We start from the raw sequence: 23,654 nt of genomic DNA, 5'->3' as shown, positions 1-23,654 counted from the left end.
GTGGGAAGCATGTGGCAGGAATTGGTCATCGCATTGTGTCTTGTGCTGGTGCTAGAGGGCATCCTGCCCTTCCTGGGGCCGCGCCTTTGGCGTGACACGCTTTTACAACTGACGTAGTTGTCTGCAAACGACAGCTGCGTCTGATCGGGTTAGCCAGCAGGTTGCTGGGAACAACTGTCCTTACCGGCTTCACTGAGCGCTTGTGCGGCCCGATCCAAGAGGGGAATGGCGAAATGGCAACGGTAGACCGCTGGCTGCTGCCAGATGGCATCGAAGAAGTACTGCCGCCGTACGCGGGGCGTATTGAAGTGGCGCGCCGTCAGGTGCTGGATCTGTTCCAGTGCTGGGGCTATGAGTTCGTGGTGACGCCGCACATCGAATATCTTGAGTCTCTGCTCACGGGCGCAGGCCAAGATCTTGATTTGCGTACCTTCAAGGTGACCGACCCGCTGTCCGGGCGGCAGATGGGCTTTCGCGCCGATATCACGCCGCAAGTGGCGCGCATTGATGCGCATACCTTGCGTCGCGAGGGGCCGAGCCGTCTGTGCTACGCCGGTAGTGTGGTGCATGCTCAGCCGCGTGCGCTGACCACTTCGCGTAGCCCGATTCAGCTGGGCGCCGAGCTGTATGGCGATGCCAGCCCGGCCAGCGATGTTGAGGTGATCAGCCTACTGGTCAGCACTCTTGAGCTGGCGGCGGTGCCGGACGTGCACATGGACCTTGGCCATGTTGGTATCTACCGTGGTTTGGCGCGTGCCGCTGCGCTGTCTGGCGAAGTTGAGCAGCAGTTGTTCGATGCGCTGCAGCGCAAGGCGATGGATGAGGTGGCTGAGCTGACCGAAACCCTGCCGGATGACCTGCGCAAGATGCTGCGCGCGCTCAGCGAGCTGTGCGGCGGGCGTGAGGTGTTGGATCTGGCTCAGGCCTGCCTGGTCGATGCGCCTGACGACGTACATGCTGCGCTGGATGACCTAATGGCGATTGCTGATGCATTGAGCTTGCGCTATCCCGAATTACCGCTGTACTTCGATCTCGGTGAGCTGCGCGGCTATCACTATCACACCGGTGTTGTGTTTGCGGCCTTTGTTCCGGGTGTTGGCTATGCCATTGCTCAGGGCGGTCGGTATGACGACATCGGTGCCGATTTTGGTCGCGCGCGTCCGGCAACAGGCTTCTCCACTGACCTGAAAACCCTAGTCAGTCTGGGGCAGATGCAGTTGGGTGATGTGCCGGCCGGTATCTGGGCGCCAGATAACCATGATGTGTTCTTGTGGCAAACCATTCAGCGTTTGCGCCAGGCCGGCCAGCGTGTGGTTCAGGCATTGCCTGGGCAGGTCGCGGCTGATGCCGAGGTGGCAGGTTGTGATCGTCAGTTGCTGTTGCGCGATGGTCGCTGGCAGCTGGCTGAGCTAACAGCTTAAGCGGTCGTACCAAAAGTTTCCGCCGGCAGTGGCCGGCATCCAGTTTGCGAAGAGGGTTAGTGTTATGGGTAAGAATGTCGTAGTCCTGGGCACCCAGTGGGGCGATGAAGGTAAAGGCAAGATCGTCGACCTGCTGACCGAACAGGCTGCAGCTGTTGTGCGTTATCAGGGTGGTCACAATGCTGGCCATACCCTGGTGATCGACGGCGAAAAAACCGTTCTGCACCTCATCCCCTCCGGCATCCTGCGCGAAAACGTGCAGTGCCTGATCGGCAATGGCGTGGTGGTGGCGCCCGATGCGCTGATGCGTGAAATCCTCAAGCTGGAAGAGAAGGGCGTGCCGGTGCGCGAGCGTCTACGCATCAGCCCGTCCTGTCCGCTGATTCTGCAATATCACGTGGCCCTTGATCAGGCGCGTGAGAAAGCCCGTGGCGATGACAAAATTGGCACCACGGGTCGTGGCATTGGCCCGGCCTATGAAGACAAAGTGGCGCGTCGCGGTCTGCGCATTGGTGACTTGTTTAACCCGGAGCGTTTCGCCGTCAAGCTTGCCGAATTGCTGGATTACCACAACTTCGTGCTGGTCAATTACTACAAAGAGCCGGCTATCGACTTCCAGAACACGCTCGACGAGTGCATGGAATACGCCGAGCTGCTCAAGCCGATGATGACCGACGTGACGGCGGTGCTGCACGAGATGCGTCGTGAGGGTCAGGACATCATGTTCGAGGGCGCTCAGGGTTCGTTGCTGGACATCGATCACGGCACCTACCCCTACGTCACCAGCTCCAACACCACAGCTGGCGGCATCGCGACCGGTTCCGGTTTTGGTCCGATGTACCTGGATTACATCCTCGGTATCACCAAGGCTTACACCACGCGCGTAGGCTCCGGCCCGTTCCCAACTGAGTTGTTCGATGAAACTGGCGCGTTCCTCGCCAAGCGCGGCCACGAGTTCGGTTCTACTACCGGTCGCGCCCGTCGTTGCGGCTGGTTTGATGCCGTGATTCTGCGTCGCGCCATCGAGATCAACAGCATCTCGGGTCTGTGCTTGACCAAGCTGGATGTGCTCGACGGCCTGGAAACCATCCGTATCTGTGTTGGCTATAAAGACCAGGATGGTGCTGTATTGGTTGATGCGCCGACGGATGCCGACAGCTACCTGGGCTTGCAGCCAGTTTACGAAGAGCTGCCGGGCTGGAGTGAGTCGACGCTGGGGGCGAAAACCCTGGAAGAGCTGCCGGCTGCTGCACGTGCCTATATCAAACGCGTGGAGGAGTTAGTCGGTGCGCCGGTTGATATCGTCTCCACCGGGCCGGATCGCAACGAGACTATTGTGTTGCGTCATCCGTTTGCCTGATAGTCATGAGCAATGCACAAAGGGTCGCCATTTGGCGGCCCTTTGTCGTTTTTGGCGCAGGTGAAAAATATCTGGGCTGGCCTTCATAAGTCAGTGTTCCCGCCGTTATAGGTAGTACCGTTGTCAGGAGTGTCTGCCGTGTTTGCCATTATTTCTGTGTTGCGCAGTCGTTTATTGTTACCGGTGTTTCTGGCGTTGGGCGTGGCCCTGTTGGTCCAGGTCGTAGTGGCGGTGGCGTTGACGCGTACCACGGTGGCAGCGCTTGAGGCTGATCTGGCCAGTGGCATGCAGGCTGATACGGCGCGCTTGGTGGAAGAGCTAACGAAGGCGGGTGAGGAGGTCAGTGGTGGGCTCAATAGTCTTTCGGCGAATACTCAGGCGCAGTTAGCTAAAGGCCTTTCCGCTCGATTGGGTGAGGAGCAGGGGCAGATCCGTGCGGTGCTGGATAGCAATCTCAAGCGCTCCGCCGATGAGCTGGCGCAGTTGTTGTCGGCGGTTGCGCCCAAGGCGATTTGGGATGCAGATGTGCCAGCGTTGACCGAGTTGGTGCGTGGTGCGCACCGCAATCCGGCCGTGCTGTTTGCGGTGTATCTCGATGCGCAGGGCGCGCGCCTTACGCGTCACCTCAATCGCCAGGACTCACGCGTGCGGGCGCTGCTGGCCAGGGGCGAAGGCAGTGGTGCGCTGGATAAAGTGCTGCAGGCTGCCGCCAGTGATCCAGGCGTATATATCGCCGAAGCGGCAATCAGCCCAATGGGCTCGGACATCGGCAAGGTTTTGCTCGGGGTTTCCACAGCGTCGGTGGATGACGAGTTGGCGAAGCTGGATGCGCGTTTCGTTGAGCTGATCGGCAGTAGTGGGCAGTTGGTTTCCGACAGTCTGAGTGGTGCGGCTACCAGCAGTGCAGAGGCCTTGGCGGCGCGTTTGAGTGTTGCTCGTGATGCCGCTGGAGCGATGCAGCAGGGCAGTCGTGAGGTGGTGCGGCAGGCGGCGGCCGGGTTGCGCTGGAATATCAGTGTGGGGCTTGTGGTGGTGGCGCTGGTCATTCTGCTGGTGTTGGCGCTGGTGCTGGGGCGGCGAGTGGTCAGCAAGCTGCATACCTTGATTGCGGTGTTGAATGACTGGGCGGCGGGCGAGGGGGATCTGACTCGCCGGGTGGAGCTCAATAGTCGTGATGAAATTGGCGACATGGCGGCGGCGGTCAATCGCTTTGTCGCCAAGCTGCAGCCGATTGTGCGCGAGGCGGGTGAGGTGGCGTCGTTAACCGGGCAGGAAATTGCCCATCTGGCTTCGCGCAGTGCTGCGGCCGAGTCAGCGGCTGAGCGTCAGCGCGATGAAGTGGCGGGTAGTCTGCAGGCTCTGGCGGAGATGGCGGGTGAGGCGCAGGCGGAAAGTCAGGCCATGCGTGAGGCGTTGCAGCGTGTCGGGGCGATTCGTCAGGCTGCGGATGAGAACGCTGCGATTGCCCTGCGTGTGGGTGGCTCAATCGAAGAGTTAGTGCGGCGTGTGGAAACAGGCTCGGCGGTGATCGAGCGCCTGGCCAAGCAAAGCGAGCAGATTGAGGTGGTGTTGACGGTGATTCGTTCAATTGCCGAACAGACCAATTTGCTTGCTCTGAACGCCGCGATTGAGGCTGCGCGAGCAGGCGAGAGCGGGCGCGGTTTTGCTGTCGTGGCGGATGAGGTGCGAGCGTTGGCCAGTAAGACGCATCAGTCCACCGGCGATATCCAGGCTCATATCGGTGCGTTGCAGTTGGGGGCGCGTGAGGCTGTTGAGGCGATCGGTCAGGCTGGCAGGCAAGCCGATCAGGGGCTGGCGGCTTTGCGTGAAAGTGCGCAGGTGCAGCAATCGGTGCGCGATGCGGTGGAGGAGGTGCATGGTGCAATCAATGGTGCGACCGAGGCGGCAGCCCATCAGGCTGCCGGTGCTGATGCAGTGCGTGGTCGTGTCGAGGTGATTCATGTCGAGGCGCAGCGTGCGGCAGAGGCTGTGGCGGCGACGGCGAGCAGTGGGCGTGTGTTGGATGGGTTGGCGAAGAGGCTTAAGGCCAGCTTGGGGCAGTTTCGCGTTTAGCGCTGGTCGGGGCGGGCATGCGTAAGTGCCCGCCGGATCGAGTTGGCGTTGAGTGCCAAATCGCAGGCAATAAAAACCGAGCCAGTGGCTCGGTTTTTTGAATTGGTGCCCAGGAGAAGACTCGAACTTCCACGACCGTAAGGTCACCAGCACCTGAAGCTGGCGTGTCTACCAATTTCACCACCTGGGCATTGATTGCAAAACTTGCTTATTTGCGATCAACTACAACTTGGTTAACTTCGTTTCCCGTCGTTGTGGCGCGCATAATACGGATCGTGTTTTTACTTGTAAACCCCTGTTGTTAAAATATTTTATTCTGTGTGCTGTGCTGACCTGGACAGTGGTTTCGCGCTTCAATAGGCACATGGCAAACCGAATTTGTGTAGATAAGGTGAATTACCTCTAATGGCCGATTGGCAATCCCTCGATCCCGAGGCCGCTCGTGAAGCGGAAAAATACGAAAATCCCATCCCCAGTCGCGAGCTGATCCTGCAGCACTTGTCTGACCGTGGCTCCCCGGCGAGCCGGGAAGAGCTGGCCGATGAGTTCGGCATGGCCACTGATGAGCAGCTCGAAGCGCTGCGTCGCCGTTTACGCGCCATGGAGCGCGATGGTCAGCTGATCTATACCCGCCGTGGTACTTATGCGCCGGTAGACAAGCTTGATTTGATTTTGGGTCGCGTCAGTGGTCATCGGGATGGCTTTGGCTTTCTCGTGCCGGATGACGGCAGCGATGATCTGTTCTTAAGTCCTGCGCAAATGCGCTTGGTGTTTGATGGCGACCGTGCCCTGGCGCGGGTTTCCGGTCTCGACCGTCGTGGTCGTCGCGAAGGTGCTGTGGTTGAAGTCATCTCCCGCGCCCACGAAAGCATCGTCGGCCGCTATTACGAAGAAAGCGGCGTTGGCTTTGTCGTTGCGGACAACCCGAAGATCCAGCAGGAAGTGCTGGTAACCCCGGGGCGTAATGCGGGCGCCAAGCAAGGGCAGTTCGTTGAGGTGAAAATCACCCACTGGCCGACGACGCGCTTCCAGCCTCAAGGCGATGTTATTGAGGTTGTTGGTAACTACATGGCGCCGGGTATGGAAATCGATGTTGCATTGCGCAGCTACGATATTCCTCATGTCTGGCCTGAGGCTGTGGTGAAAGAGGCGAGCAAGCTCAAGCCCGAAGTCGAAGAGAAGGACAAAGAGAAGCGTATCGATCTACGCCATCTGCCGTTCGTGACCATCGATGGCGAAGATGCGCGTGACTTTGATGACGCGGTGTACTGCGAGAAGAACGGCAGCAACTGGCGGTTGTTCTCCGGTGGCTGGAAGCTCTATGTCGCCATCGCTGACGTTTCTCATTATGTGAAAATCGATTCGGCGCTGGATACTGAGGCGCAGGTGCGTGGCAACTCGGTGTATTTCCCCGAGCGCGTTATCCCAATGCTGCCAGAAGAGCTCTCCAACGGTCTCTGCTCGCTGAATCCGCATGTGGATCGTTTGGCCATGGTTTGCGAGATCAGTATCTCGAAAACCGGCAAGATGACCGACTATCAGTTCTATGAAGCGGTGATCCATTCCCATGCGCGCCTGACCTACAACAAGGTCAGCGCCATGCTTGAGCAGCCGAAAAGCACTGAAGGCAAAGCCCTGCGTGGCGAATACAAAGAGGTGCTGCCGCATCTCAAGCAGCTGTATTCGCTGTACCAAGTCTTGCTGGCAGCGCGACATGAGCGCGGCGCCATCGACTTTGAAACCCAGGAAACTCGGATCATCTTCGGTGCAGATCGCAAGATTTCGGATATTTGCCCAACTCAGCGCAACGATGCGCACAAGTTGATCGAAGAGTGCATGCTCGCCGCCAACGTCGCTACCGCAGCGTTTATGCAGAAGCATGAAGTCCCTGCGCTGTATCGTGTGCATGACGGTCCGCCACCAGAGCGTGTTGAGAAACTTAAGGCATTCCTCACCGAGTTGGGGCTGTCGCTGCACCGCGGTAAATCCAAGGACGGTCCGACGCCGAAGGATTATCAGCAGCTGCTGGAAAGCATTCGCGGGCGCCCGGATTACCATCTGATTCAGACCGTGATGCTGCGCTCGCTCAGTCAGGCCGTGTATAGCGCGGACAATCAGGGCCACTTCGGTCTGAATTATGAGGCCTACGCACACTTCACCTCGCCGATTCGTCGCTACCCGGATCTGCTGATCCATCGGGCGATTCGCAGTGTGATTCGCTCCAAGCTCGACACCCCGCACGTAAAGCGCGCAGGGGCGGCCATCATGCCGCGTGCACGTATTTATCCTTACGATGATGCAATTCTTGAGCAGCTCGGCGAGCAGTGCTCGATGTCTGAGCGGCGCGCCGATGAGGCAACGCGCGATGTGGTGAACTGGCTCAAGTGCGAGTTTATGAAAGATCGCGTCGGTGAAACCTTCCCGGGTGTGATTACCGCAGTGACCGGTTTTGGTTTGTTCGTCGAATTGAAAGACATCTACGTTGAAGGGTTGGTGCACGTCACCGCCTTGCCGGGTGATTACTATCACTTCGACCCCGTGCATCACCGTTTGGCGGGCGAGCGCAGTGGGCGCAGCTTCCGTCTGGGCGATAGCATTGAGGTCAAGGTCATGCGCGTCGATCTTGATGAGCGCAAGATCGATTTCGAGCTGGCTGAAGAAAAGGTTGCAGCGCCGGCTGGTACGCGTCGCGGCGGTTTTGAATCGGCAGCGGGCAAGACCGGGCGTCGCAGCGAGCGTAAAGCGCCGGCTGGCTCTGATGTAGACAAGAGTCGCGCGCTGAAAAAGTCGCTGCTCAATGATTCAAAGAGCAAACCCGCCAAGGGTTCGCCCAAAGGCGAGTCGGCGGCAAAACCGGGTAAGTCGAGCTCCCATCGTAAGGGTGCTGCTGCGGGTGGTGCGCCATCGTCGAGTGGGCCGCGCAAGCGTAAGGCGAAGTCATGAGTCAGCTGGAAAAAATCTACGGTGTGCATGCGGTAGAGGCGCTGTTGCGTCATCACCCTAAGCGCGTCAAGCAAGTCTGGTTAGCCGAGGGGCGTAATGACCCTCGCGTGCAGGTGCTCCTGGCCTTGGCCGCGGATTCGCGGGTTGCGGTCGGTCAGTGCGAGCGTCGTGAGATGGATTCTTGGGTCGAGGGCGTGCATCAGGGCGTTGTGGCAGATGTTAGCCCTAGCCAGGTCTGGGGCGAGGCGATGCTCGATGAGCTGCTTGATCGCACCGAAGGGGCGCCTTTGTTGTTGGTGCTCGACGGCGTGACTGATCCGCATAACCTCGGTGCCTGTTTGCGCACCGCCGATGCGGCGGGTGCGCTGGCGGTGATCGTGCCGAAGGACAAGTCCGCCACGCTCAACGCTACCGTGCGCAAAGTGGCTTGCGGTGCTGCTGAGGTGATTCCCCTGGTGGCGGTGACCAACTTGGCGCGCAGCCTGGAGAAGCTCCAGCAGCGCGGCCTATGGGTTGTCGGTACCGCCGGCGAGGCGGAGATGGAGTTGTACGAGCATGACCTGACCGGGCCGACCGTGTTGATCATGGGGGCAGAAGGCAAGGGTATGCGCCGTTTGACCCGTGAGCATTGCGATTATCTGGTCAAATTACCGATGGCAGGCAGCGTCAGCAGCCTCAATGTCTCGGTGGCGACCGGTGTTTGCCTGTTCGAGGCACTGCGTCAGCGCAAGGCTGGCAGCAAGAAGAAGTAGCGCCTGCCCATAACGAGCGCTCCAGGGCGCTCATTATGCCGAGTGACCGGCGGTTTAGGTGTCTCGCGGGCGCTAGATTGTTCAAATAATCACCAGTTCGCCTTGCGTGTGGCAGGGGGCTTCACTAGAATGTCGCCCCTTGCCGCTACGGCAGGCGTTTTTGCGCCTTTCTGTTTCAGCAAGACAAACAAGTGAAATTCACTCCTTGCCTGACCGCATTTAGCGGCAGGCTACAACCCGTAAGGAGCATTTATGCGTCATTACGAAATCATCTTTCTGGTTCACCCGGACCAGAGCGAGCAAGTCGGCGGCATGGTTGAGCGTTACACCAAGCTGATCGAAGAAGACGGCGGCAAGATTCACCGCCTGGAAGATTGGGGTCGTCGTCAGCTGGCTTACGCCATCAACAACGTCCACAAAGCTCACTACGTGATGCTTAACGTTGAGTGCACTGGCAAAGCCCTGGCTGAGCTGGAAGACAACTTCCGTTACAACGATGCCGTGATCCGTAACTTGGTCATCCGTCGCGACGAGGCCGTTATCGACCAGTCCGAGATGCTCAAGGCCGAAGAAAACCGCAGTGAGCGCCGTGAGCGTCGTGACCGTCCTGAAAACGCCGATGCTACTGATGGCGATGACAGCGACAACAACGACAGCGACAACGCTGACGAGTAATCCACGGATCTATTGAGGAGCCACTCTCATGGCACGTTTCTTCCGTCGTCGTAAATTCTGCCGTTTCACCGCAGAAGAAGTGAAAGAGATCGATTTCAAAGATCTCAACACGCTGAAAGCTTACATCTCGGAAACCGGCAAGATCGTTCCTAGCCGTATCACCGGTACTAAGGCTCGTTATCAGCGTCAGCTGGCTACCGCTATCAAGCGCGCCCGCTTCCTGGCCCTGCTGCCTTACACCGACAGCCACGGCCGCTGAGACCGGATGTTCGACAAGAAGTAAGGGATTAATCGCATGCGCGCCTTAGCTGAATTCATTATGCGCGGCCGTATGCAGGCCACTCTCGTGGTGGTGGTTTCTGCGGCATTGCCGCTGTTGTTCTGGTTAAGTGCTGCCGCTGGAAGCCTGGTGCTTCTGCGGCGCGGTTGGAGTGATGCTGTTGGCATCCTCGCCTGGGCACTGCTGCCGGCTATTGGCTGGTGGTATTTTGGTGAGCCGCGCACCCTCTTGGTGTTGCTCGGTGCGCTGGGGTTGGCGTTGTTGTTGCGCGCTAACCTGTCCTGGAATCGTGTGCTGCTTTGCAGTGTGGCATTGGGCCTGGTGTATGGGCTGGTCTTGGGTGCGGTATTCCGCGAACCCATTGAGGCAATGGCGCTTGAGCTGCAAAAGCTCATGCCGCAAATGCTCGATGGGGTTCACCAGCAGATGTCGGTGGATGAGCGAGCGCGTCTGGATAGCCTCATTGCACCGGTGCTGACCGGTTTGATCGCGGCGTTGTTGCAGATAGTCAGCCTGTTGAGCCTGATGCTTGGGCGTTTCTGGCAGGCGCAGTTGTATAACCCGGGTGGTTTTGGTCGCGAGTTTCGTGCCCTACGCCTCCCACCATCGCTGGCGATGTTGCTGCTTGTCGGCATGCTGTTGGGGCCCAATCTGGGTCCGCAAATGGCCATGTTGACGCCGTTGTGCAGTGTGCCGTTGGCGTTTGCGGGCATCGCCCTGTTGCATGGGATGGTGGCGCAAGGTCGGCTGGGCAAGTTCTGGCTGGTTGGGTTGTACATCACGCTGTTGCTGTTTATGCAGCTGACTTATCCGTTACTGGTGGTTTTGGCCATTGTCGACAGTCTGTTTGATTTTCGTGGTCGCTTTGAGCGTAAACAAGGCTCGGGCCCGCGGACGGTGAAGGTTAAAAGTTAAGAGGTTATTACCAAATGGAACTGATCCTGCTGGAAAAAATCGCCAACCTGGGCAACCTGGGCGATAAAGTGAATGTTAAGGCCGGTTACGGTCGTAACTTCCTGCTGCCGCAAGGCAAAGCGACTGCTGCTACCGCTGCAAACATTGCAACGTTTGAAGCGCGTCGCGCCGAGCTGGAAAAACTGGCTACCGAGAAGAAAGCGTACGCTGAATCCCGTGCTGCTCAGTTGGCTGAACTGGAAGTCACCATCACCGCTACTGCGGGCGATGAAGGCAAACTGTTCGGTTCCATCGGTACTCACGACATCGCTGAAGCCCTGACCGCCTCCGGCGTTGAAGTGGCTAAAGCTGAAGTGCGTCTGCCGAACGGCACCATTCGCCAAGTTGGCGAATACGACGTAGCCGTGCACCTGCACAGCGACGTTGAAGCAACCGTTAAGGTTGTTGTTGTAGCCGCCGTTTAACTGGCTGCTCAACGGGCTTGCACTTAGGTGCAGGCTCGCTAACATCGGGCACGGCCTTGCGAAAGCGATGCCGTGCCCTTTGTTTTTCAAATACAGAATTCTTTTCCCGAGCCCTATGAACGACATCAGCCTGCCCGAACAGTACGACCTGCAAACCTCAGCCCTGAAGGTGCCGCCGCACTCGATCGAGGCTGAGCAAGCCGTGCTGGGGGGCTTGATGCTCGACAACAACGCCTGGGAGCGGGTGCTCGATGCGGTCTCCGACGGTGACTTCTATCGGCACGATCACCGCCTGATCTTCCGTGCGGTTTTCAAACTGGCCGAGCGCAATCAGCCCTTTGATGTGGTTACCGTATCCGAGCAGTTGGACCAAGAAGGCCAGCTGTCGCAAGTCGGTGGGTTGGCTTACCTTGGCGAGTTGGCGAAAAACATCCCCTCGGTGGCCAACATCAAGGCCTATGCGCGGATCATTCGTGAGCGCGCCACCTTGCGCCAGTTGATCGGTATCAGCGGCGAAATTGCCGACAGTGCCTATATGCCGCAAGGTCGCACCGGGGTAGAAATTCTCGATGAGGCCGAGCGCCTGATCTTTCAGATCGCCGAGGCGCGGCCGAAGACCGGTGGTCCAGTAGGGATCAACGATATTCTGGTCAAGGCTATTGACCGTATCGACACCCTATTCAATAGCGGTGATGCGATCACGGGCTTGTCCACCGGGTTTAATGACCTAGACGACCTGACCAGTGGCTTGCAGCCGGCCGACCTGATTATCGTTGCCGGCCGACCGTCCATGGGTAAGACCACCTTCGCCATGAACCTGGTGGAAAACGCCTTGATGCGCAGCGACAAGGTGGTGATGGTGTACTCCCTGGAGATGCCATCCGATTCCATCGTCATGCGTATGCTGGCGTCCCTGGGGCGTATCGATCAGACCAAGGTGCGTGCGGGGCGGCTGGATGATGATGATTGGCCGCGCCTGACGTCGGCGGTCAATCTGCTCAATGACCGTAAGCTGTTTATCGACGACACCGCCGGTATTTCGCCTTCGGAAATGCGCGCGCGCACGCGTCGTTTGGCCCGTGAGCACGGCGAGATTGGCCTGATCATGGTCGACTACCTGCAGCTGATGCAGATCCCGGGCTCCAGTGGTGACAGTCGAGTCAATGAGATTTCCGAAATTTCCCGCTCGCTGAAGGCCCTGGCCAAAGAGTTCAACTGCCCGGTGATTGCCTTGTCACAGCTTAACCGGGGGCTCGAGCAGCGCCCGAACAAGCGCCCGATCAACTCCGACTTGCGTGAATCCGGCGCGATCGAGCAGGACGCCGATATCATCATGTTCGTTTACCGCGACGAGGTGTATCACCCCGAAACGGAATATAAGGGCGTGGCTGAAATCATCATCGGTAAGCAACGTAACGGTCCTTTGGGTACCGCACGGCTGGCGTTTCTTGGTAAGTATTCGCGCTTCGAGAACTTGGCGCCGGGCAGCTACCAGTTCGACGACGAGTAAGGCGACCACGAGCAACGCAACGAGTTATCGCGCTAGATCAATAAAAACGGGCGGCCAGTGGGTAAACTGGTCGCCCGTTTTGCTTTAAGGACATTGCCTCCATGCGCCCGCTTGTTGCCACCATCGATTTGTCTGCGATTACTCAGAACTATGCCGTGGCAAAACGCTGCGCGCCCGGCCGGCAGGCGTTTGCGGTGGTCAAGGCGAATGCCTATGGGCATGGCGTGCGTGAGGTGGTGACGGCGCTGCATAATCTGGCTGACGGCTTTGCTGTGGCCTGCTTGGAGGAGGCCGCCGAGGTGCGAGCGCTGCAGGGTGAGGCGCGCATTCTGCTGCTGGAAGGCTGCTTTGATGCAAACGAATACCAGTTTGCCGCGCAACTGGGGCTGGATGTGGTGCTGCACAGTGAGCAGCAAGCGCAGCAGTTGCTTGCGGCCACGTTGAGCCGGCCGCTGAATGTCTGGTTGAAACTCGACAGCGGCATGCATCGCCTGGGCTTCAATGCCGCACAACTGCGCGACTGGCACGGGTGTTTACACGGTGCGGAACAAGTCGCTGAGTTGAACCTGATTAGCCACTTTGCCTGCGCAGATGAGCGCGGCAGTGAAGCCACCGAGCTGCAGCTTGAGCAGTTTCTCGAACTGTTGGATCTGGACTTTGCCCAGCGCTCACTGGCCAACTCCGCGGCGATTTTGACCATTCCAGCGGCGCATATGGATTGGCTGCGCCCCGGCATCATGCTGTACGGCGCGACGCCATTTGCCGACTTGACGGCAAAAGAGTTGGGCGTACGCCCGGCGATGAGTCTGACGGCCCAACTGATTGCCTGTCGTGATGTGGCCGTCGATGAGGCCGTTGGTTATGGCGGTAGCTGGCGCGCTGAGCGGCCTTCACGTATCGGTACGGTGAGTTGCGGTTATGCCGATGGTTATCCGCGGCATGCGCCGGCCGGTACACCGGTAATTGTGGGTGGTCAGCGCGTGGCGCTGGTTGGGCGAGTTTCCATGGATATGCTGACCGTTGACCTGACGGACGCACCTGACGCGGCCATAGGCGATGCGGTGGAGTTGTGGGGTGCGCAGTTGCCGGTCGATGAAGTGGCGCTGGCTGCTGGCACCATTGGCTACGAGTTACTCAGCAAGGTTACGGCGCGGGTGTCGCGGCGTTATTGCAGTCGCTAAGTCAGGCTAGACCGCTTGGCACATTGAGCACATCCAGTCGCAGTCGCTCGTTACTGTTCAGCGTGCCATCTTCCCCGCACACGGCGGAGCCCGAGCGGCCTTGGCCTTTGACCTTGTACAGCATTTCGTCAGCGGCCTTGTACAGCGTGGTGAAGTCATTGGCGTGGCGCGGGTAGAGCGCCACGCCAATGCTAATGGTCACGGTTAGGCGCTCAGCCCCGTAGGTGACCGGCCTGGCCAGTTCATCCAGCAGGCGGCGGGCAATGTCGCGCGCATGTTGTTCGGCATCTTCCCCGCAGATCAGTACCGCAAATTCGTCGCCGCCCAGGCGCGCCACCGCATCCCCGAGCGCACATGTTCGCGTAGACGCTGGGCGATGCTTTGCAGCATCAGGTCACCGGCGTCGTGGCCATATCTGTCGTTGATCGGTTTGAAATGGTCGAGATCAATCAGCAGCAAGGCAGTGGCTTCGTTGTGTCGGCGGGCGTTAGCCAGTGCGGCCTCACAGCGATCGACCAGAAAACGCCGATTGGGCAGCTCGGTCAAAGGGTCGTGGAAGGCGGCATGCTGCAGTTCGCGTTCACGCTCACTGAGCTGCTGATTGGCCAGTGCCAACTCTGCGGTGCGCAGTTTGACCGCGCTTTGCAGTTCGTCGGCGCTGCCCTGCATCTGCGCCATACGTGCGGTCTTTTCGCGGTCGGCCTGTTCCAGGGCATCGGCTCTTTCCTGCTTGAGCGTTTGGATGCGATAGGCCAATGCAAAAGAGAACAGAATTGATTCGGCGGCAACCGAGAGCGGGAATACATAGGCATTCCACGTTGCCGGTTGCACCAAGCCGGTGGCGCGCATCAGGGCCAGGCTGATGCTGCCGAGGATAAGGCCATAGCCACAAAGATAGAGAAAAGCCGGAAAGTAACCCTGGCGCCAGCGAATCAATGCCGAGCCCAGGGCCGCTGGGATACTGGTCAGCGATAGCAGGGCAATGATCCAGGCTGCAATATGGCGTTGCCCTAGGCCATCCAGAGCGACCGCAATGACATAGCAGGCGCAGGCAAAGTTCAGCAGGTGATGGGCCCAGCGCACATGTGTGCGGGTTTGCATCAGGCACTGGGTAAAGCGCGTGGCGCAGAAGCCCCAGAGCGAGGGTAGGGTGATGCGGTCCAGCCAGAATGGCACGGGGTTATCCAGCCATAGGTATTGGAAGCCATGGCCGCTCATGCTGAGAATCATCAGCAGAGCGCCGGCGGTGGTCAGCACATACCAAAAGTAGGCTGAGTCGCGCAGGCTGCAGAAGATGAACAGGTTATAGAGCAGCAGCGCCGCAATGATCCCGTAGATCACGCCGAGGGCAATGTTTTCTTCCGCCGCTTTCTGGCTCAAATCGTCCAGTTGCCAGGCGCGCATGGGAAATGAGTTGCCGGCCGGGTCATAGCTGCGCATGTAAAAGGTCGTGGGCTCTGGTCGAGCGTGGGCAGCCTGAACAGCATGTGCCGGAAGTCGTGGTCACGCCCTTCGCGGTGGGCGACGCGTTCGCCCGATTGGCGTTCCTGCCAGTTGCCGTCTGGGCCTGGCCAATACAAACGCAGGTCCAGCTGGGTCACGGAGCTGACCTCTAACCACCACTGGGCGGGCGCATCGGCTGTGCGCTGCAGGGTGACTTTGATCCACCAAGGGTTAAGGCTTTGGCCAACGCTGGCGCGGCCATTGGCCGGTTGAAAGCGGCGTTGTACGGCTGGGTCTGCCATGTCGCGGATGGTCAGTTGAGCGCCGACATCTTCAAGCAGTTCTATCTGATTGTTGAGAGTGGTGCCGCTGCTTGTGGCGGTCAGCTCGATGGCGGCATGTGCCAAGCCACTGGACAGGGCCAGGCTCAACACGAATAGGGTCGAAAAAGCTAAGCGTCGTGGCACATGTGCTCCTGATCCCGGCTATTGGCTGCCGATGTTATGTGCTCGAGTATAGCCGTAAGCCATTACCTTGCCGCGACACCTTCAAGGTGCAATTTGGCCATTAAACCTAGCGTTTGAGTCGGGTTTGGTTAAATTTTGTGCTATATTCCTCGGCCGCGATTTACCATCCCTGTTCGTCAACGCCGGTCACTTTCCATGTCCATGCAAACCGCCAAGCCGTTATTCGATTATCCAAAGTACTGGGCCGAGTGTTTCGGGCCAGCGCCTTTCTTGCCGATGAGTCGGGAAGAGATGGATCAGCTTGGCTGGGACAGCTGCGACATCATCATTGTTACCGGTGATGCCTATGTCGATCATCCCTCGTTTGGTATGGCGATCATCGGTCGGCTGCTAGAGTCCCAAGGCTTTCGCGTCGGCATCATCGCGCAGCCAAATTGGCAGTCGAAAGACGATTTCATGAAGCTCGGCGAGCCGAACCTGTTTTTCGGCGTCGCGGCCGGCAACATGGACTCGATGATCAACCGTTACACCGCCGACAAGAAGATCCGCTCCGACGACGCCTACACCCCAGGTGGCATGGCCGGAAAGCGCCCGGATCGTGCGAGCTTGGTGTACAGCCAGCGTTGCAAAGAAGCCTATAAAAACGTGCCGATCGTGCTTGGCGGTATCGAGGCCTCACTGCGCCGTATCGCCCACTATGACTATTGGCAAGACCGTGTGCGTAACTCGATCCTGATCGACGCCAGCGCCGACATCCTGCTGTACGGCAACGCCGAGCGCGCCATCGTTGAAGTGGCCCAGCGCTTGTCCTATGGGCAGAAGGTTGAAGACATCACCGACGTGCGCGGCACTGCGTTTATTCGCCGCGATACACCGCAGGGCTGGTACGAGGTGGACTCCACCCGCATCGACCGGCCGGGCAAGGTCGACAAGATCATCAACCCGTACGTCAACACCCAGTACACCCAGGCCTGCGCCATCGAGCAAGAGAAAGGTCCCGCTGAGGACCCGAACGAGCCGCAGGTTGTGCAGATATTGGCCAGCCCGCGCATGACCCGCGACAAGACGGTAATCCGTCTGCCGTCGATGGAAAAAGTGCGCAACGACCCGGTACTGTATGCCCACGCCAACCGCGTGCTGCACCTGGAAACCAACCCGGGCAACGCCCGCGCGCTGGTACAGAAGCATGGCGAAGTGGACGTGTGGTTCAATCCGCCACCCATTCCCATGACCACCGAAGAAATGGACTACGTGTTCGGCATGCCTTATGCGCGCATCCCGCACCCGGTTTACGGCAAGGAGAAAATCCCGGCCTACGACATGATCCGTTTCTCGGTGAACATTATGCGTGGCTGCTTCGGCGGCTGCACCTTCTGCTCGATCACCGAGCACGAAGGCCGAATCATCCAGAACCGTTCGGAAGAGTCGATCATCCGCGAGATCGAAGAGATCCGCGACAAGGTGCCGGGCTTTACCGGGGTGATCTCCGACCTCGGCGGGCCGACTGCGAACATGTACCGCATTGCCTGCAAGAGCCCGGAGATCGAATCCGCGTGCCGCAAGCCGTCCTGCGTGTTCCCGGGCATCTGCCCGAACCTGAATACCGACCATTCGTCGTTGATCCAGCTCTATCGCAGCGCCCGTGCGTTGCCGGGCGTGAAGAAGATTCTGATCGCTTCCGGTCTGCGCTATGACCTCGCTGTCGAGTCGCCGGAGTACGTGAAAGAGCTGGTCACCCACCACGTCGGTGGTTACCTGAAGATCGCCCCGGAACACACCGAGGAAGGTCCGCTCAATCAGATGATGAAGCCGGGCATTGGCAGCTATGACAAGTTCAAGCGCATGTTCGAGAAGTACTCGAAAGAGGCGGGCAAAGAGCAATACCTGATCCCGTACTTCATCGCGGCGCACCCGGGTACCACTGACGAAGACATGATGAACCTGGCACTGTGGCTCAAGGGCAATGGTTTCCGTGCCGACCAGGTGCAGGCGTTCTACCCGTCGCCGATGGCGACAGCCACGGCCATGTATCACTCGGGCAAGAACCCGCTGCGCAAGGTCAGCTACAAAAGCGACGGCGTGGCCATTGTAAAAAGCGAAGATCAGCGCCGCCTGCACAAGGCCTTCCTGCGTTATCACGACCCGAAAGGCTGGCCGATGTTGCGTGAGGCGCTGACCCGTATGGGCCGTGCCGACCTGATCGGGCCGGGCAAGAATCAGCTGATCCCACTGCATCAGCCTGCTACCGACGGCTACCAAAGTGCGCGGCGGAAAAACTCGACGCCGGCCGGTAGTAAGAAAGTGGCGGGCGCTTCCGCTGTCAAGAGCAAGCCGATGCTGACTCAGCACACCGGCTTGCCGCCGCGCGACACCGGCGCGGCGGGTGGCAACCCGTGGGACAAGCGCGAGCAGGCCAAAGCGGCCGCGCAGGCGCGTAACCAGCAAGCGGCCAAAGAACGTTCCGATGCCGCCAAGGGTAAGGGCAAGAAACCCGTGAAGAAGCCGGCCGTGCCGCGCTGAGTTTGCGCAAATAAAAAACGCCAGCTTCGTGCTGGCGTTTTTTATGGTGCAGATAAGGGCTGCGGATCAACTGTGTAGGGTGGATGACGCTGTTCTCATCCACCACCGTGCAGCTGATGGTGGATGGATAAAACGTCATCCACCCTACGGCTTAATAACTGCCGTAGCGTTTCATCGCTTCAATCGCCAGGCCGCTGCCGATGCTGCCGAAGGTGTTGCCTTCCACGTGGTGGGCATTCGGCAGCATGGCCGCAACGCTCTGGCGCAACGCCGGAATGCCGCTCGAGCCACCGGTAAAGAACACTGTATTGACCTGCTCGACGCCCACACCGGCATCGCCGAGCAGCTGGGTGACACTGGCGCGCACCCGCTCCAGCAAGGGCTCAATGGCGTCCTCAAACAGTTCGCGCGTCAGTTCGGCGACCAGCCCGGCTTCCAGGCGGCTGAGGTCAATGGGGCGCGCCTCCTGCTCGGTGAGGGCAATCTTGCTGTCTTCCACTTGCATGGCCAGCCAATGGCCGTCGCGACGCTCAATCAGCTGGAACAGGCGGTCAATGCCCGTGGGGTCGACAATGTCGTAGCGCATGCTTTGCAGCTGGCGCTGCGACTGCGCCGAATACACCGCGTTGATGGTGTGCCAGGTCGCCAGATTGAGGTGGGTGCTGGTGGGCATCGGTGCGGCGCTTTTCATCCGGCTGCCATAGCCAAACAGCGGCATCACGCCGGCCAGTGAAAGCTGCTTGTCGAAGTCAGTACCGCCGATATGCACGCCGCCGGTGGCGAGAATGTCGCTGCTGCGGTCGGCGACGTTACGCCGTTCCGGTGCCAGGCGCACCAGGGAGAAGTCTGAGGTACCCCCGCCAATGTCGACGATCAGCACCAGCTCTTCCTGGCTAATACCCGACTCGTAGTCGAAAGCGGCGGCAATCGGCTCGTACTGGAACGATACGTCCTTGAAACCGAGCTTGTGCGCAACGGCGACCAAGGTGTTCTGTGCTTCCAGGTCGGCCACCGGGTCGTCATCCACGAAGAACACTGGGCGGCCTAGCACCACTTCTTCAAACGGCCGGTCGGCGGCGTGCTCGGCGCGCTTTTTCAGCTCACCGATAAAGAAACCGAGCAGGTCCTTGAACGGCAGGGCGCTGCCGAGCACAGTGGTTTCGCTTTTCAGCAACTTGCTGCCCAGCAGGCTTTTCAGCGAGCGCATCAGGCGGCCTTCATAGCCTTCCAAGTATTCCTGCAGCGCCAAGCGGCCATACACCGGGCGGCGCTCCTCCATATTGAAAAACACCACCGATGGCAGGGTGATTTTGCCGTCCTCAAGCGGGATCAGCGTCTCGGCGTCCGGCCGTAGCCAGCCGACAGTGGAGTTGGAAGTGCCGAAATCGATGCCGCAGGCGCGGGCGGGAGTAGAGAGAATCATGCGGCGCGCTGTTCCTGAAAAATGACCGGGAGATTGTGATAGTGCGAGCGATGGCTCAAGGCATGGCCGCCATGCATGGCAGGCCATAAAAATGCCGGGAGCGGTTTGGCGCACAAGCCCCGAAGAGGGTGACGCACAAGGATGTGCTGAACACAAAAAACGGCCGCGCATTCTATGCGAGTGCGCCGCGCAATGCTGCCCCCGGTTATCCACTTCGCGTTTTTGCTTGTTTGCTTCGTTACGTTGTCAGTGCGAGTGCGCCAGTGGTTGCCGGCGGGCGTGAGTTGCGCGGCCGGGTGCTAGCGCCAGCCGAGAGTGAGGGCAGCCAATACAGCATAACGGGCGGTTTTCGCCAGGCTGACGATCAGCAGGAAGACCCACAACCGTTCGCGCATGACCCCGGCCACCAGGGTCAGTGGATCACCGATCACCGGTACCCAGCTCAACAGCAGCGACCAGCGGCCGTAACGCGCATAACCGCGTTGCGCTTGTTGCAGGCGCGCGTCGCTGACCGGGAACCAGGTTTTATGACGAAAGTGTTCGAGGTAGCGGCCGAGTAGCCAGTTGAGCAGCGCGCCGAGGACGTTACCCACGCTAGCAACGGCCACGAGCATCCAGGGCAAGTAGGCGTCGCTCAGCAGCAGCGCCACCAGCACGCTTTCCGATTGCAGCGGCAGCAATGTGGCGGCACCCAGCGCCGAAATAAACAGGCCCAGATAGGCTGAAAGGGTCAGCATCGGTTCAGTGCCGGGCAGCGTCGCTTAAGGCTGCTTTTCCTGTTCCGCATTGGCCATGACATCTTCCAGTTTGAGGCCGGTGAGGCCGTGGATGGTGCGCCACAGGTAATAGAAGATGGCCATCAGCATGATCATCGAGGGGATCGCAATCATCGGGTAGCTGAGCAGGTTCATCCGCCCCAGTTCGTCATTGAACGCCTCGCTACCTGCCGGGCTGATGACAATCCACTTAGCCAGTACGTAGTTCATCGCCGACGAAAAGAAGAAGGTGCCGCTTAGCCAGTAGGTGGCCCGAAGCAGGCGTGCTTCGAACTGCGGAGTATTGCCCGCCTGTTCCAGGCACTCATGAATCTTGTCGACATTGAGTACGGTTTTGTTAAACAGCATGGTGCGGATCAGCGGGTAGCGGGTGCGGGTTGAAACCAGCACGGCGATACCGATGATTCCTGGGATTGCCGCTTCTTTGATTGCCAACCACTGGTTGTCCAATTTGAGCAGGCCGATACCGCCGGTAAGCATCACGCTGACGAGGCCGAGCAGGGCAATAAAGTTGAATTTGCGGTACTTGAGCAGCTCGAAGCTGCCCCAACCCAGCGGGAAGGCCAGTGCCAGTATCAGCGCACCATCGGCCCCCAGCCTGCTCTCGCTACTGAGCTTCATTAGGATCAGCGAGGGAATCACAATGCTGACTAGCAAATCGATCAGCGGACGGGGTTTATGTGCGGCTTGATTGCTTGGCGTGGTATCGGTCATGTCGTTCAAGGTGCAGGAAAGATGCGCGATCATCGCCTGCTTGAGCGGCGGCTACCAGCCCAGCCGTCGCCTTGAGTGTGAAAAAGTGTGAGTGGTGGGGCGATTGCAGTGGTCATCTGCGAATTCTGGCAGATGACCGCACGCCCAGCGTTTGGCGAGGTTAAGCGTCTGATACTAAGGTGATATCGAAAGCGCGGCGGTTAGGCTTTATTGTGGCCGGCTGGGCGCAAGGCATCGCTAGGCTTTTGGTGTGATGCTGATGAACCGCCGTATGTCTGTCTAAATAGTTGCTGTTGCAGCTGGCGTATCCCCCTAATAGCACCGGTGTGCGCCGCGCTGGCTCGCGGCGATGGTTTTATGGGGGTGGTTTTTTAAGTTTTTCAGGTAGTGCTCCATGAGGTTGACGTTCTGGCTGGGTGTGCTGGTGTTTGGCTTTGGTGCATCCGCGTCAGCTAGTGAGTTGCGCCTGTATACCGAGGAATACCGCCCGCTGAGCTATAGCGACAACGGCCGGCTAACCGGTATGGCGGTGGAAGTGGTCGAGTTGCTGGTTCAGCGGACCGGGCAGGCCACTCGGATCGAGTTGGTTCCCTGGACCCGTGGTTATCATCAGGTACGCCGTGAGGCTAATAGCGGCTTGTTCGCCATGGTGCGTACGCCTGAGCGCGAGGCGCTGTTCCAGTGGGTTGGGCCGATTGCGCAGGGGCGTACCAGCTTCTATGCCCGGCGTGGGGCTGGGTTGGCGATACATGAGCTAAAGGATGTCGAACGGTTTAGTTCACTGGTGCTGCCAAAGCGCTGGTATTCCTACGAGTATCTTCGCGGGCAGGGGTTGAAAAACCTCTACGGCGTGCCGACGCCACAGCACATGGTGAAGATGTTTAAGCATGGCCGCAGCGAGTTACTGGTGGCGAGTAACCTGGTGTTGGCTGAGATGCTCGCGGAGCAAGGTATGCGCCCTGAAGAGGTTGAGTTGCAGTTCACCTTTATGGCTAACAATTCCTATATTGGCTTTTCCAAGAGCACCGCCCCGTCGCTGGTGCGGCGTTGGCAGCAGGCGCTTGAGCAGGCTGATCGTGATGGCAGTTTGCAGCGGATTCACCAGCGCTGGTTTAGCGAGCCCTTCAGTTTGGAGGCCTTGGCGCCCGTGCCCGCCCTTAGCCACGACTAGCCGGGCAGTGATGGCCGGTGCACATACCTTGGGCCGGATTATGCCCCGTCGCCTGTCCTGCTAAACCGCGGTGTGTACGCCGCGTTGTTGTCCTAATCTGATCGCGTTGAGAGCGCTGGCGTGCCCGTCGAATGGGCATAGGCTACTAGTCGTTGCGGTTTGCACTGTGCGCTAGGCGTAAGGTCAGCTGGCTGATTATGTAGTTTTACTACATAATTGACCGCCAAAATCAAAGATAAGCAATGGTGCACTTCCATGCAAAGAGCCTCGCATCATGACCTTCGCGCGCAGTTTCGTGCGCTTCTTGCCTCAAATAGCTGCTATCACACGGCCTCGGTGTTCGATCCGATGGCGGCGCGTATCGCTGCCGATCTCGGCTTTGAAGTGGGTATCCTGGGCGGTTCTGTAGCTTCACTACAAGTTCTGGCTGCGCCGGACTTTGCCCTTATCACCCTCAGCGAGTTTGTCGAGCAGGCTACCCGTATTGGCCGAGTCAGCCGCTTGCCGGTGATCGCCGATGCCGACCACGGCTATGGCAATGCACTCAACGTGATGCGCACAGTAGTTGAATTGGAGCGCGCCGGGATTGCCGCGTTGACCATCGAGGATACCTTGTTGCCGGCTCAGTTTGGGCGCAAGTCCACGGACCTAATCAGCGTGGCGGAAGGTGTCGGCAAGATCCGTGCTGCGCTGGAGGCGCGGATCGACCCGGACCTGGCCATTATCGCGCGTACCCATGCTGGCGTGCTCAGCGTTGAGCAAGCGATACAGCGCACCCAGGCCTATCAGGCGGCCGGTGCCGATGCCATCTGCATTGTCGGTGTTGAGGATTTTGCTCATCTGGAGCAGATATCCGCCGCCTTGAGCGTGCCACTGATGTTGGTGACCTACGGCAACCCAAAACTGCGTGACAACGAGCGTCTGGCCAAGCTCGGCGTGCGCATTGTGGTCAATGGTCATGCGGCCTATTTCGCCGCCATCAAGGCGACCTATGACTGCCTGCGTGAGCAGCGTGGGGCGCAGTCCAGTGATCTCAGTGCGACCGAGTTGACGCACACCTACACCCAGCCCGAGGACTACATCGTCTGGGCTGAAGAGTTTATGAATGTGAACGAATAGGCCGCCGATCAACTGCGCTTGTAATGAGGCTCCGTGACGTCCATATCTGCTACTCAGTGCAGCGCATGTGGGAGGTGATCATGGCCGGTGGTTGGAGCAATGACGGCGCGGTACAGGAACAGATCGACAGCACTATCGAGGACGCCGTCCAGCGCGCCCGCAGCCAGCTGCCCAGTGGCGAGAGCCTGACGCACTGCGAGGTGTGCGATGCGCGCATTCCTGAAGCGCGACGCCAGGCTGTGCCCGGCGTGAGGTTATGCGTGGTCTGCCAGGGCGCGGACGATCAACAGCAGAAGGCTAGCGCGGGCTACAACCGGCGCGGTAGCAAAGACAGTCAGCTGCGCTGATTGAGCGGGTATTGGGTGAGCCACATCCCGCCGCTCTGTTTCGGGCGTGGCGCTGCTCTGAAGTCATCACAGTGTTCATCTATACTTCCGCCAATAATGA

General features: G+C 59.1%; 18 protein-coding genes, 1 tRNA gene and 3 pseudogenes. 17 read left to right on the top strand and 5 right to left on the bottom strand.

Annotated features, from left to right (window positions below; translation table 11 throughout):
• Positions 1-9: 9 nt before the first annotated feature.
• The 5 genes and pseudogenes from ACEPAJ_RS19015 to ACEPAJ_RS18995 all read left to right on the top strand — a co-directional run bounded on the left by ACEPAJ_RS19015 (position 10) and on the right by ACEPAJ_RS18995 (position 4,854).
• Positions 10-117, top strand: coding sequence for a DUF2065 domain-containing protein (locus ACEPAJ_RS19015; protein WP_425917009.1), 108 nt, complete (start codon positions 10-12; stop codon positions 115-117).
• 116 nt (positions 118-233) lie between these two features.
• Positions 234-1,421: an ATP phosphoribosyltransferase regulatory subunit gene (locus ACEPAJ_RS19010; RefSeq protein ID WP_425917007.1), complete on the top strand. Its 1,188-nt coding sequence runs from the start codon at positions 234-236 to the stop codon at positions 1,419-1,421.
• Between the two features lie 64 nt (positions 1,422-1,485).
• Positions 1,486-2,781 carry an adenylosuccinate synthase gene (locus ACEPAJ_RS19005; protein WP_425917005.1) on the top strand — a complete coding sequence of 432 codons (1,296 nt, stop codon included), beginning with the start codon at positions 1,486-1,488 and terminating at the stop codon, positions 2,779-2,781.
• Positions 2,782-3,066: 285 nt separating this feature from the next.
• Positions 3,067-3,996: pseudogene (locus tag ACEPAJ_RS19000) on the top strand (HAMP domain-containing protein); the annotation flags it as partial.
• Positions 3,970-4,854, top strand: a complete 885-nt coding sequence (locus ACEPAJ_RS18995; protein WP_425918111.1) for a methyl-accepting chemotaxis protein — start codon at positions 3,970-3,972, stop codon at positions 4,852-4,854. The pseudogene ACEPAJ_RS19000 and the gene ACEPAJ_RS18995, both read left to right, overlap by 27 nt.
• Positions 4,855-4,957: 103 nt before the next feature.
• Here the strand turns inward: ACEPAJ_RS18995 and ACEPAJ_RS18990 are convergent.
• Positions 4,958-5,044 (bottom strand) — tRNA-Leu (locus tag ACEPAJ_RS18990).
• A gap of 215 nt (positions 5,045-5,259) precedes the next feature.
• On the opposite strand from ACEPAJ_RS18990, the gene rnr reads away from it, so the two are divergent.
• From rnr to alr, 8 genes and pseudogenes are all read left to right on the top strand, one after another.
• On the top strand, positions 5,260-7,797 hold the full coding sequence (rnr, locus tag ACEPAJ_RS18985; protein ID WP_425917003.1) for a ribonuclease R: 2,538 nt from the start codon (positions 5,260-5,262) through the stop codon (positions 7,795-7,797).
• The gene (rlmB, locus tag ACEPAJ_RS18980; protein WP_425917001.1) at positions 7,794-8,549 is read left to right on the top strand and encodes a 23S rRNA (guanosine(2251)-2'-O)-methyltransferase RlmB; all 756 of its coding nucleotides are present in this window, start codon (positions 7,794-7,796) and stop codon (positions 8,547-8,549) included. The genes rnr and rlmB overlap by 4 nt, the downstream gene beginning before the upstream one ends.
• A 252-nt stretch (positions 8,550-8,801) precedes the next feature.
• Positions 8,802-9,224, top strand: coding sequence for a 30S ribosomal protein S6 (rpsF, locus tag ACEPAJ_RS18975; RefSeq protein WP_274087243.1), 423 nt, complete (start codon positions 8,802-8,804; stop codon positions 9,222-9,224).
• A 28-nt stretch (positions 9,225-9,252) separates the two neighbouring features.
• Entirely contained in the window at positions 9,253-9,483 is a 231-nt protein-coding gene (rpsR, locus tag ACEPAJ_RS18970; RefSeq protein WP_069519637.1) for a 30S ribosomal protein S18, read from the top strand.
• A gap of 36 nt (positions 9,484-9,519) precedes the next feature.
• A pseudogene (locus tag ACEPAJ_RS18965) lies at positions 9,520-10,412 on the top strand (hypothetical protein).
• 21 nt (positions 10,413-10,433) lie between these two features.
• Positions 10,434-10,883 carry a 50S ribosomal protein L9 gene (gene rplI / locus ACEPAJ_RS18960; RefSeq protein WP_274087245.1) on the top strand — a complete coding sequence of 150 codons (450 nt, stop codon included), beginning with the start codon at positions 10,434-10,436 and terminating at the stop codon, positions 10,881-10,883.
• 115 nt (positions 10,884-10,998) lie between these two features.
• Positions 10,999-12,393 (top strand): replicative DNA helicase, encoded by a 1,395-nt coding sequence (dnaB, locus tag ACEPAJ_RS18955; protein WP_425916998.1) that lies wholly within the window; start codon positions 10,999-11,001, stop codon positions 12,391-12,393.
• A gap of 101 nt (positions 12,394-12,494) precedes the next feature.
• Positions 12,495-13,574, top strand: a complete 1,080-nt coding sequence (gene alr, locus ACEPAJ_RS18950; protein WP_425916996.1) for an alanine racemase — start codon at positions 12,495-12,497, stop codon at positions 13,572-13,574.
• Position 13,575: 1 nt separating this feature from the next.
• Here the strand turns inward: alr and ACEPAJ_RS18945 are convergent.
• A pseudogene (locus ACEPAJ_RS18945) lies at positions 13,576-15,484 on the bottom strand (diguanylate cyclase domain-containing protein).
• Between the two features lie 201 nt (positions 15,485-15,685).
• Here ACEPAJ_RS18945 and ACEPAJ_RS18940 point away from each other — a divergent pair.
• Complete coding sequence (locus ACEPAJ_RS18940) at positions 15,686-18,004, top strand: YgiQ family radical SAM protein (protein WP_425918109.1); 2,319 nt, start codon at positions 15,686-15,688, stop codon at positions 18,002-18,004.
• Positions 18,005-18,155: 151 nt separating this feature from the next.
• Here the strand turns inward: ACEPAJ_RS18940 and ACEPAJ_RS18935 are convergent, their stop codons facing one another.
• The 3 genes from ACEPAJ_RS18935 to ACEPAJ_RS18925 all read right to left on the bottom strand — a co-directional run bounded on the left by ACEPAJ_RS18935 (position 18,156) and on the right by ACEPAJ_RS18925 (position 20,917).
• A complete protein-coding gene (locus ACEPAJ_RS18935) occupies positions 18,156-19,427 on the bottom strand; it encodes an Hsp70 family protein (RefSeq protein ID WP_425916994.1) in 1,272 nt (423 codons plus the stop codon).
• Between the two features lie 299 nt (positions 19,428-19,726).
• Positions 19,727-20,164 (bottom strand): YqaA family protein, encoded by a 438-nt coding sequence (locus ACEPAJ_RS18930; protein ID WP_425916992.1) that lies wholly within the window; start codon positions 20,162-20,164, stop codon positions 19,727-19,729.
• A 24-nt stretch (positions 20,165-20,188) separates the two neighbouring features.
• On the bottom strand, positions 20,189-20,917 hold the full coding sequence (locus tag ACEPAJ_RS18925) for a VC0807 family protein (RefSeq protein ID WP_425918108.1): 729 nt from the start codon (positions 20,915-20,917) through the stop codon (positions 20,189-20,191).
• Positions 20,918-21,311: 394 nt separating this feature from the next.
• On the opposite strand from ACEPAJ_RS18925, the gene ACEPAJ_RS18920 reads away from it, so the two are divergent.
• The 3 genes from ACEPAJ_RS18920 to ACEPAJ_RS18910 all read left to right on the top strand — a co-directional run bounded on the left by ACEPAJ_RS18920 (position 21,312) and on the right by ACEPAJ_RS18910 (position 23,554).
• Complete coding sequence (locus tag ACEPAJ_RS18920; RefSeq protein WP_425916990.1) at positions 21,312-22,088, top strand: substrate-binding periplasmic protein; 777 nt, start codon at positions 21,312-21,314, stop codon at positions 22,086-22,088.
• A gap of 255 nt (positions 22,089-22,343) precedes the next feature.
• The gene (locus ACEPAJ_RS18915) at positions 22,344-23,207 is read left to right on the top strand and encodes an isocitrate lyase/PEP mutase family protein (RefSeq protein ID WP_425916988.1); all 864 of its coding nucleotides are present in this window, start codon (positions 22,344-22,346) and stop codon (positions 23,205-23,207) included.
• Between the two features lie 80 nt (positions 23,208-23,287).
• On the top strand, positions 23,288-23,554 hold the full coding sequence (locus tag ACEPAJ_RS18910) for a DksA/TraR family C4-type zinc finger protein (protein ID WP_425918107.1): 267 nt from the start codon (positions 23,288-23,290) through the stop codon (positions 23,552-23,554).
• The last annotated feature ends 100 nt before the right edge of the window (positions 23,555-23,654 follow it).

Source organism: Pseudomonas sp. GWSMS-1, from assembly GCF_049847425.1.
In the GTDB taxonomy this organism is placed as follows: Bacteria; Pseudomonadota; Gammaproteobacteria; order Pseudomonadales; family Pseudomonadaceae; genus Aquipseudomonas.
The sequence above is the reverse complement of the archived record's forward strand: the minus strand, read 5'-3'. Positions and strand labels throughout refer to the sequence as shown.

Bases quoted from the DNA above. Each gene is read 5' to 3' on its own strand.
- ACEPAJ_RS19005 (WP_425917005.1), top strand. From the start codon at position 1,486: ATGGGTAAGAATGTCGTAGTCCTGGGCACCCAGTGGGGCGATGAAGGT.
- ACEPAJ_RS18930 (WP_425916992.1), bottom strand. From the start codon at position 20,164: ATGCTGACCCTTTCAGCCTATCTGGGCCTGTTTATTTCGGCGCTGGGT.
- ACEPAJ_RS18925 (WP_425918108.1), bottom strand. From the start codon at position 20,917: ATGACCGATACCACGCCAAGCAATCAAGCCGCACATAAACCCCGTCCG.
- rnr (WP_425917003.1), top strand. From the start codon at position 5,260: ATGGCCGATTGGCAATCCCTCGATCCCGAGGCCGCTCGTGAAGCGGAA.
- rlmB (WP_425917001.1), top strand. From the start codon at position 7,794: ATGAGTCAGCTGGAAAAAATCTACGGTGTGCATGCGGTAGAGGCGCTG.
- rpsR (WP_069519637.1), top strand. From the start codon at position 9,253: ATGGCACGTTTCTTCCGTCGTCGTAAATTCTGCCGTTTCACCGCAGAA.
- ACEPAJ_RS18915 (WP_425916988.1), top strand. From the start codon at position 22,344: ATGCAAAGAGCCTCGCATCATGACCTTCGCGCGCAGTTTCGTGCGCTT.
- ACEPAJ_RS19015 (WP_425917009.1), top strand. From the start codon at position 10: ATGTGGCAGGAATTGGTCATCGCATTGTGTCTTGTGCTGGTGCTAGAG.
- rpsF (WP_274087243.1), top strand. From the start codon at position 8,802: ATGCGTCATTACGAAATCATCTTTCTGGTTCACCCGGACCAGAGCGAG.
- alr (WP_425916996.1), top strand. From the start codon at position 12,495: ATGCGCCCGCTTGTTGCCACCATCGATTTGTCTGCGATTACTCAGAAC.
- rplI (WP_274087245.1), top strand. From the start codon at position 10,434: ATGGAACTGATCCTGCTGGAAAAAATCGCCAACCTGGGCAACCTGGGC.
- ACEPAJ_RS18935 (WP_425916994.1), bottom strand. From the start codon at position 19,427: ATGATTCTCTCTACTCCCGCCCGCGCCTGCGGCATCGATTTCGGCACT.
- dnaB (WP_425916998.1), top strand. From the start codon at position 10,999: ATGAACGACATCAGCCTGCCCGAACAGTACGACCTGCAAACCTCAGCC.
- ACEPAJ_RS18940 (WP_425918109.1), top strand. From the start codon at position 15,686: ATGCAAACCGCCAAGCCGTTATTCGATTATCCAAAGTACTGGGCCGAG.
- ACEPAJ_RS18910 (WP_425918107.1), top strand. From the start codon at position 23,288: ATGGCCGGTGGTTGGAGCAATGACGGCGCGGTACAGGAACAGATCGAC.
- ACEPAJ_RS19010 (WP_425917007.1), top strand. From the start codon at position 234: ATGGCAACGGTAGACCGCTGGCTGCTGCCAGATGGCATCGAAGAAGTA.
- ACEPAJ_RS18920 (WP_425916990.1), top strand. From the start codon at position 21,312: ATGAGGTTGACGTTCTGGCTGGGTGTGCTGGTGTTTGGCTTTGGTGCA.
- ACEPAJ_RS18995 (WP_425918111.1), top strand. From the start codon at position 3,970: ATGGCGGCGGCGGTCAATCGCTTTGTCGCCAAGCTGCAGCCGATTGTG.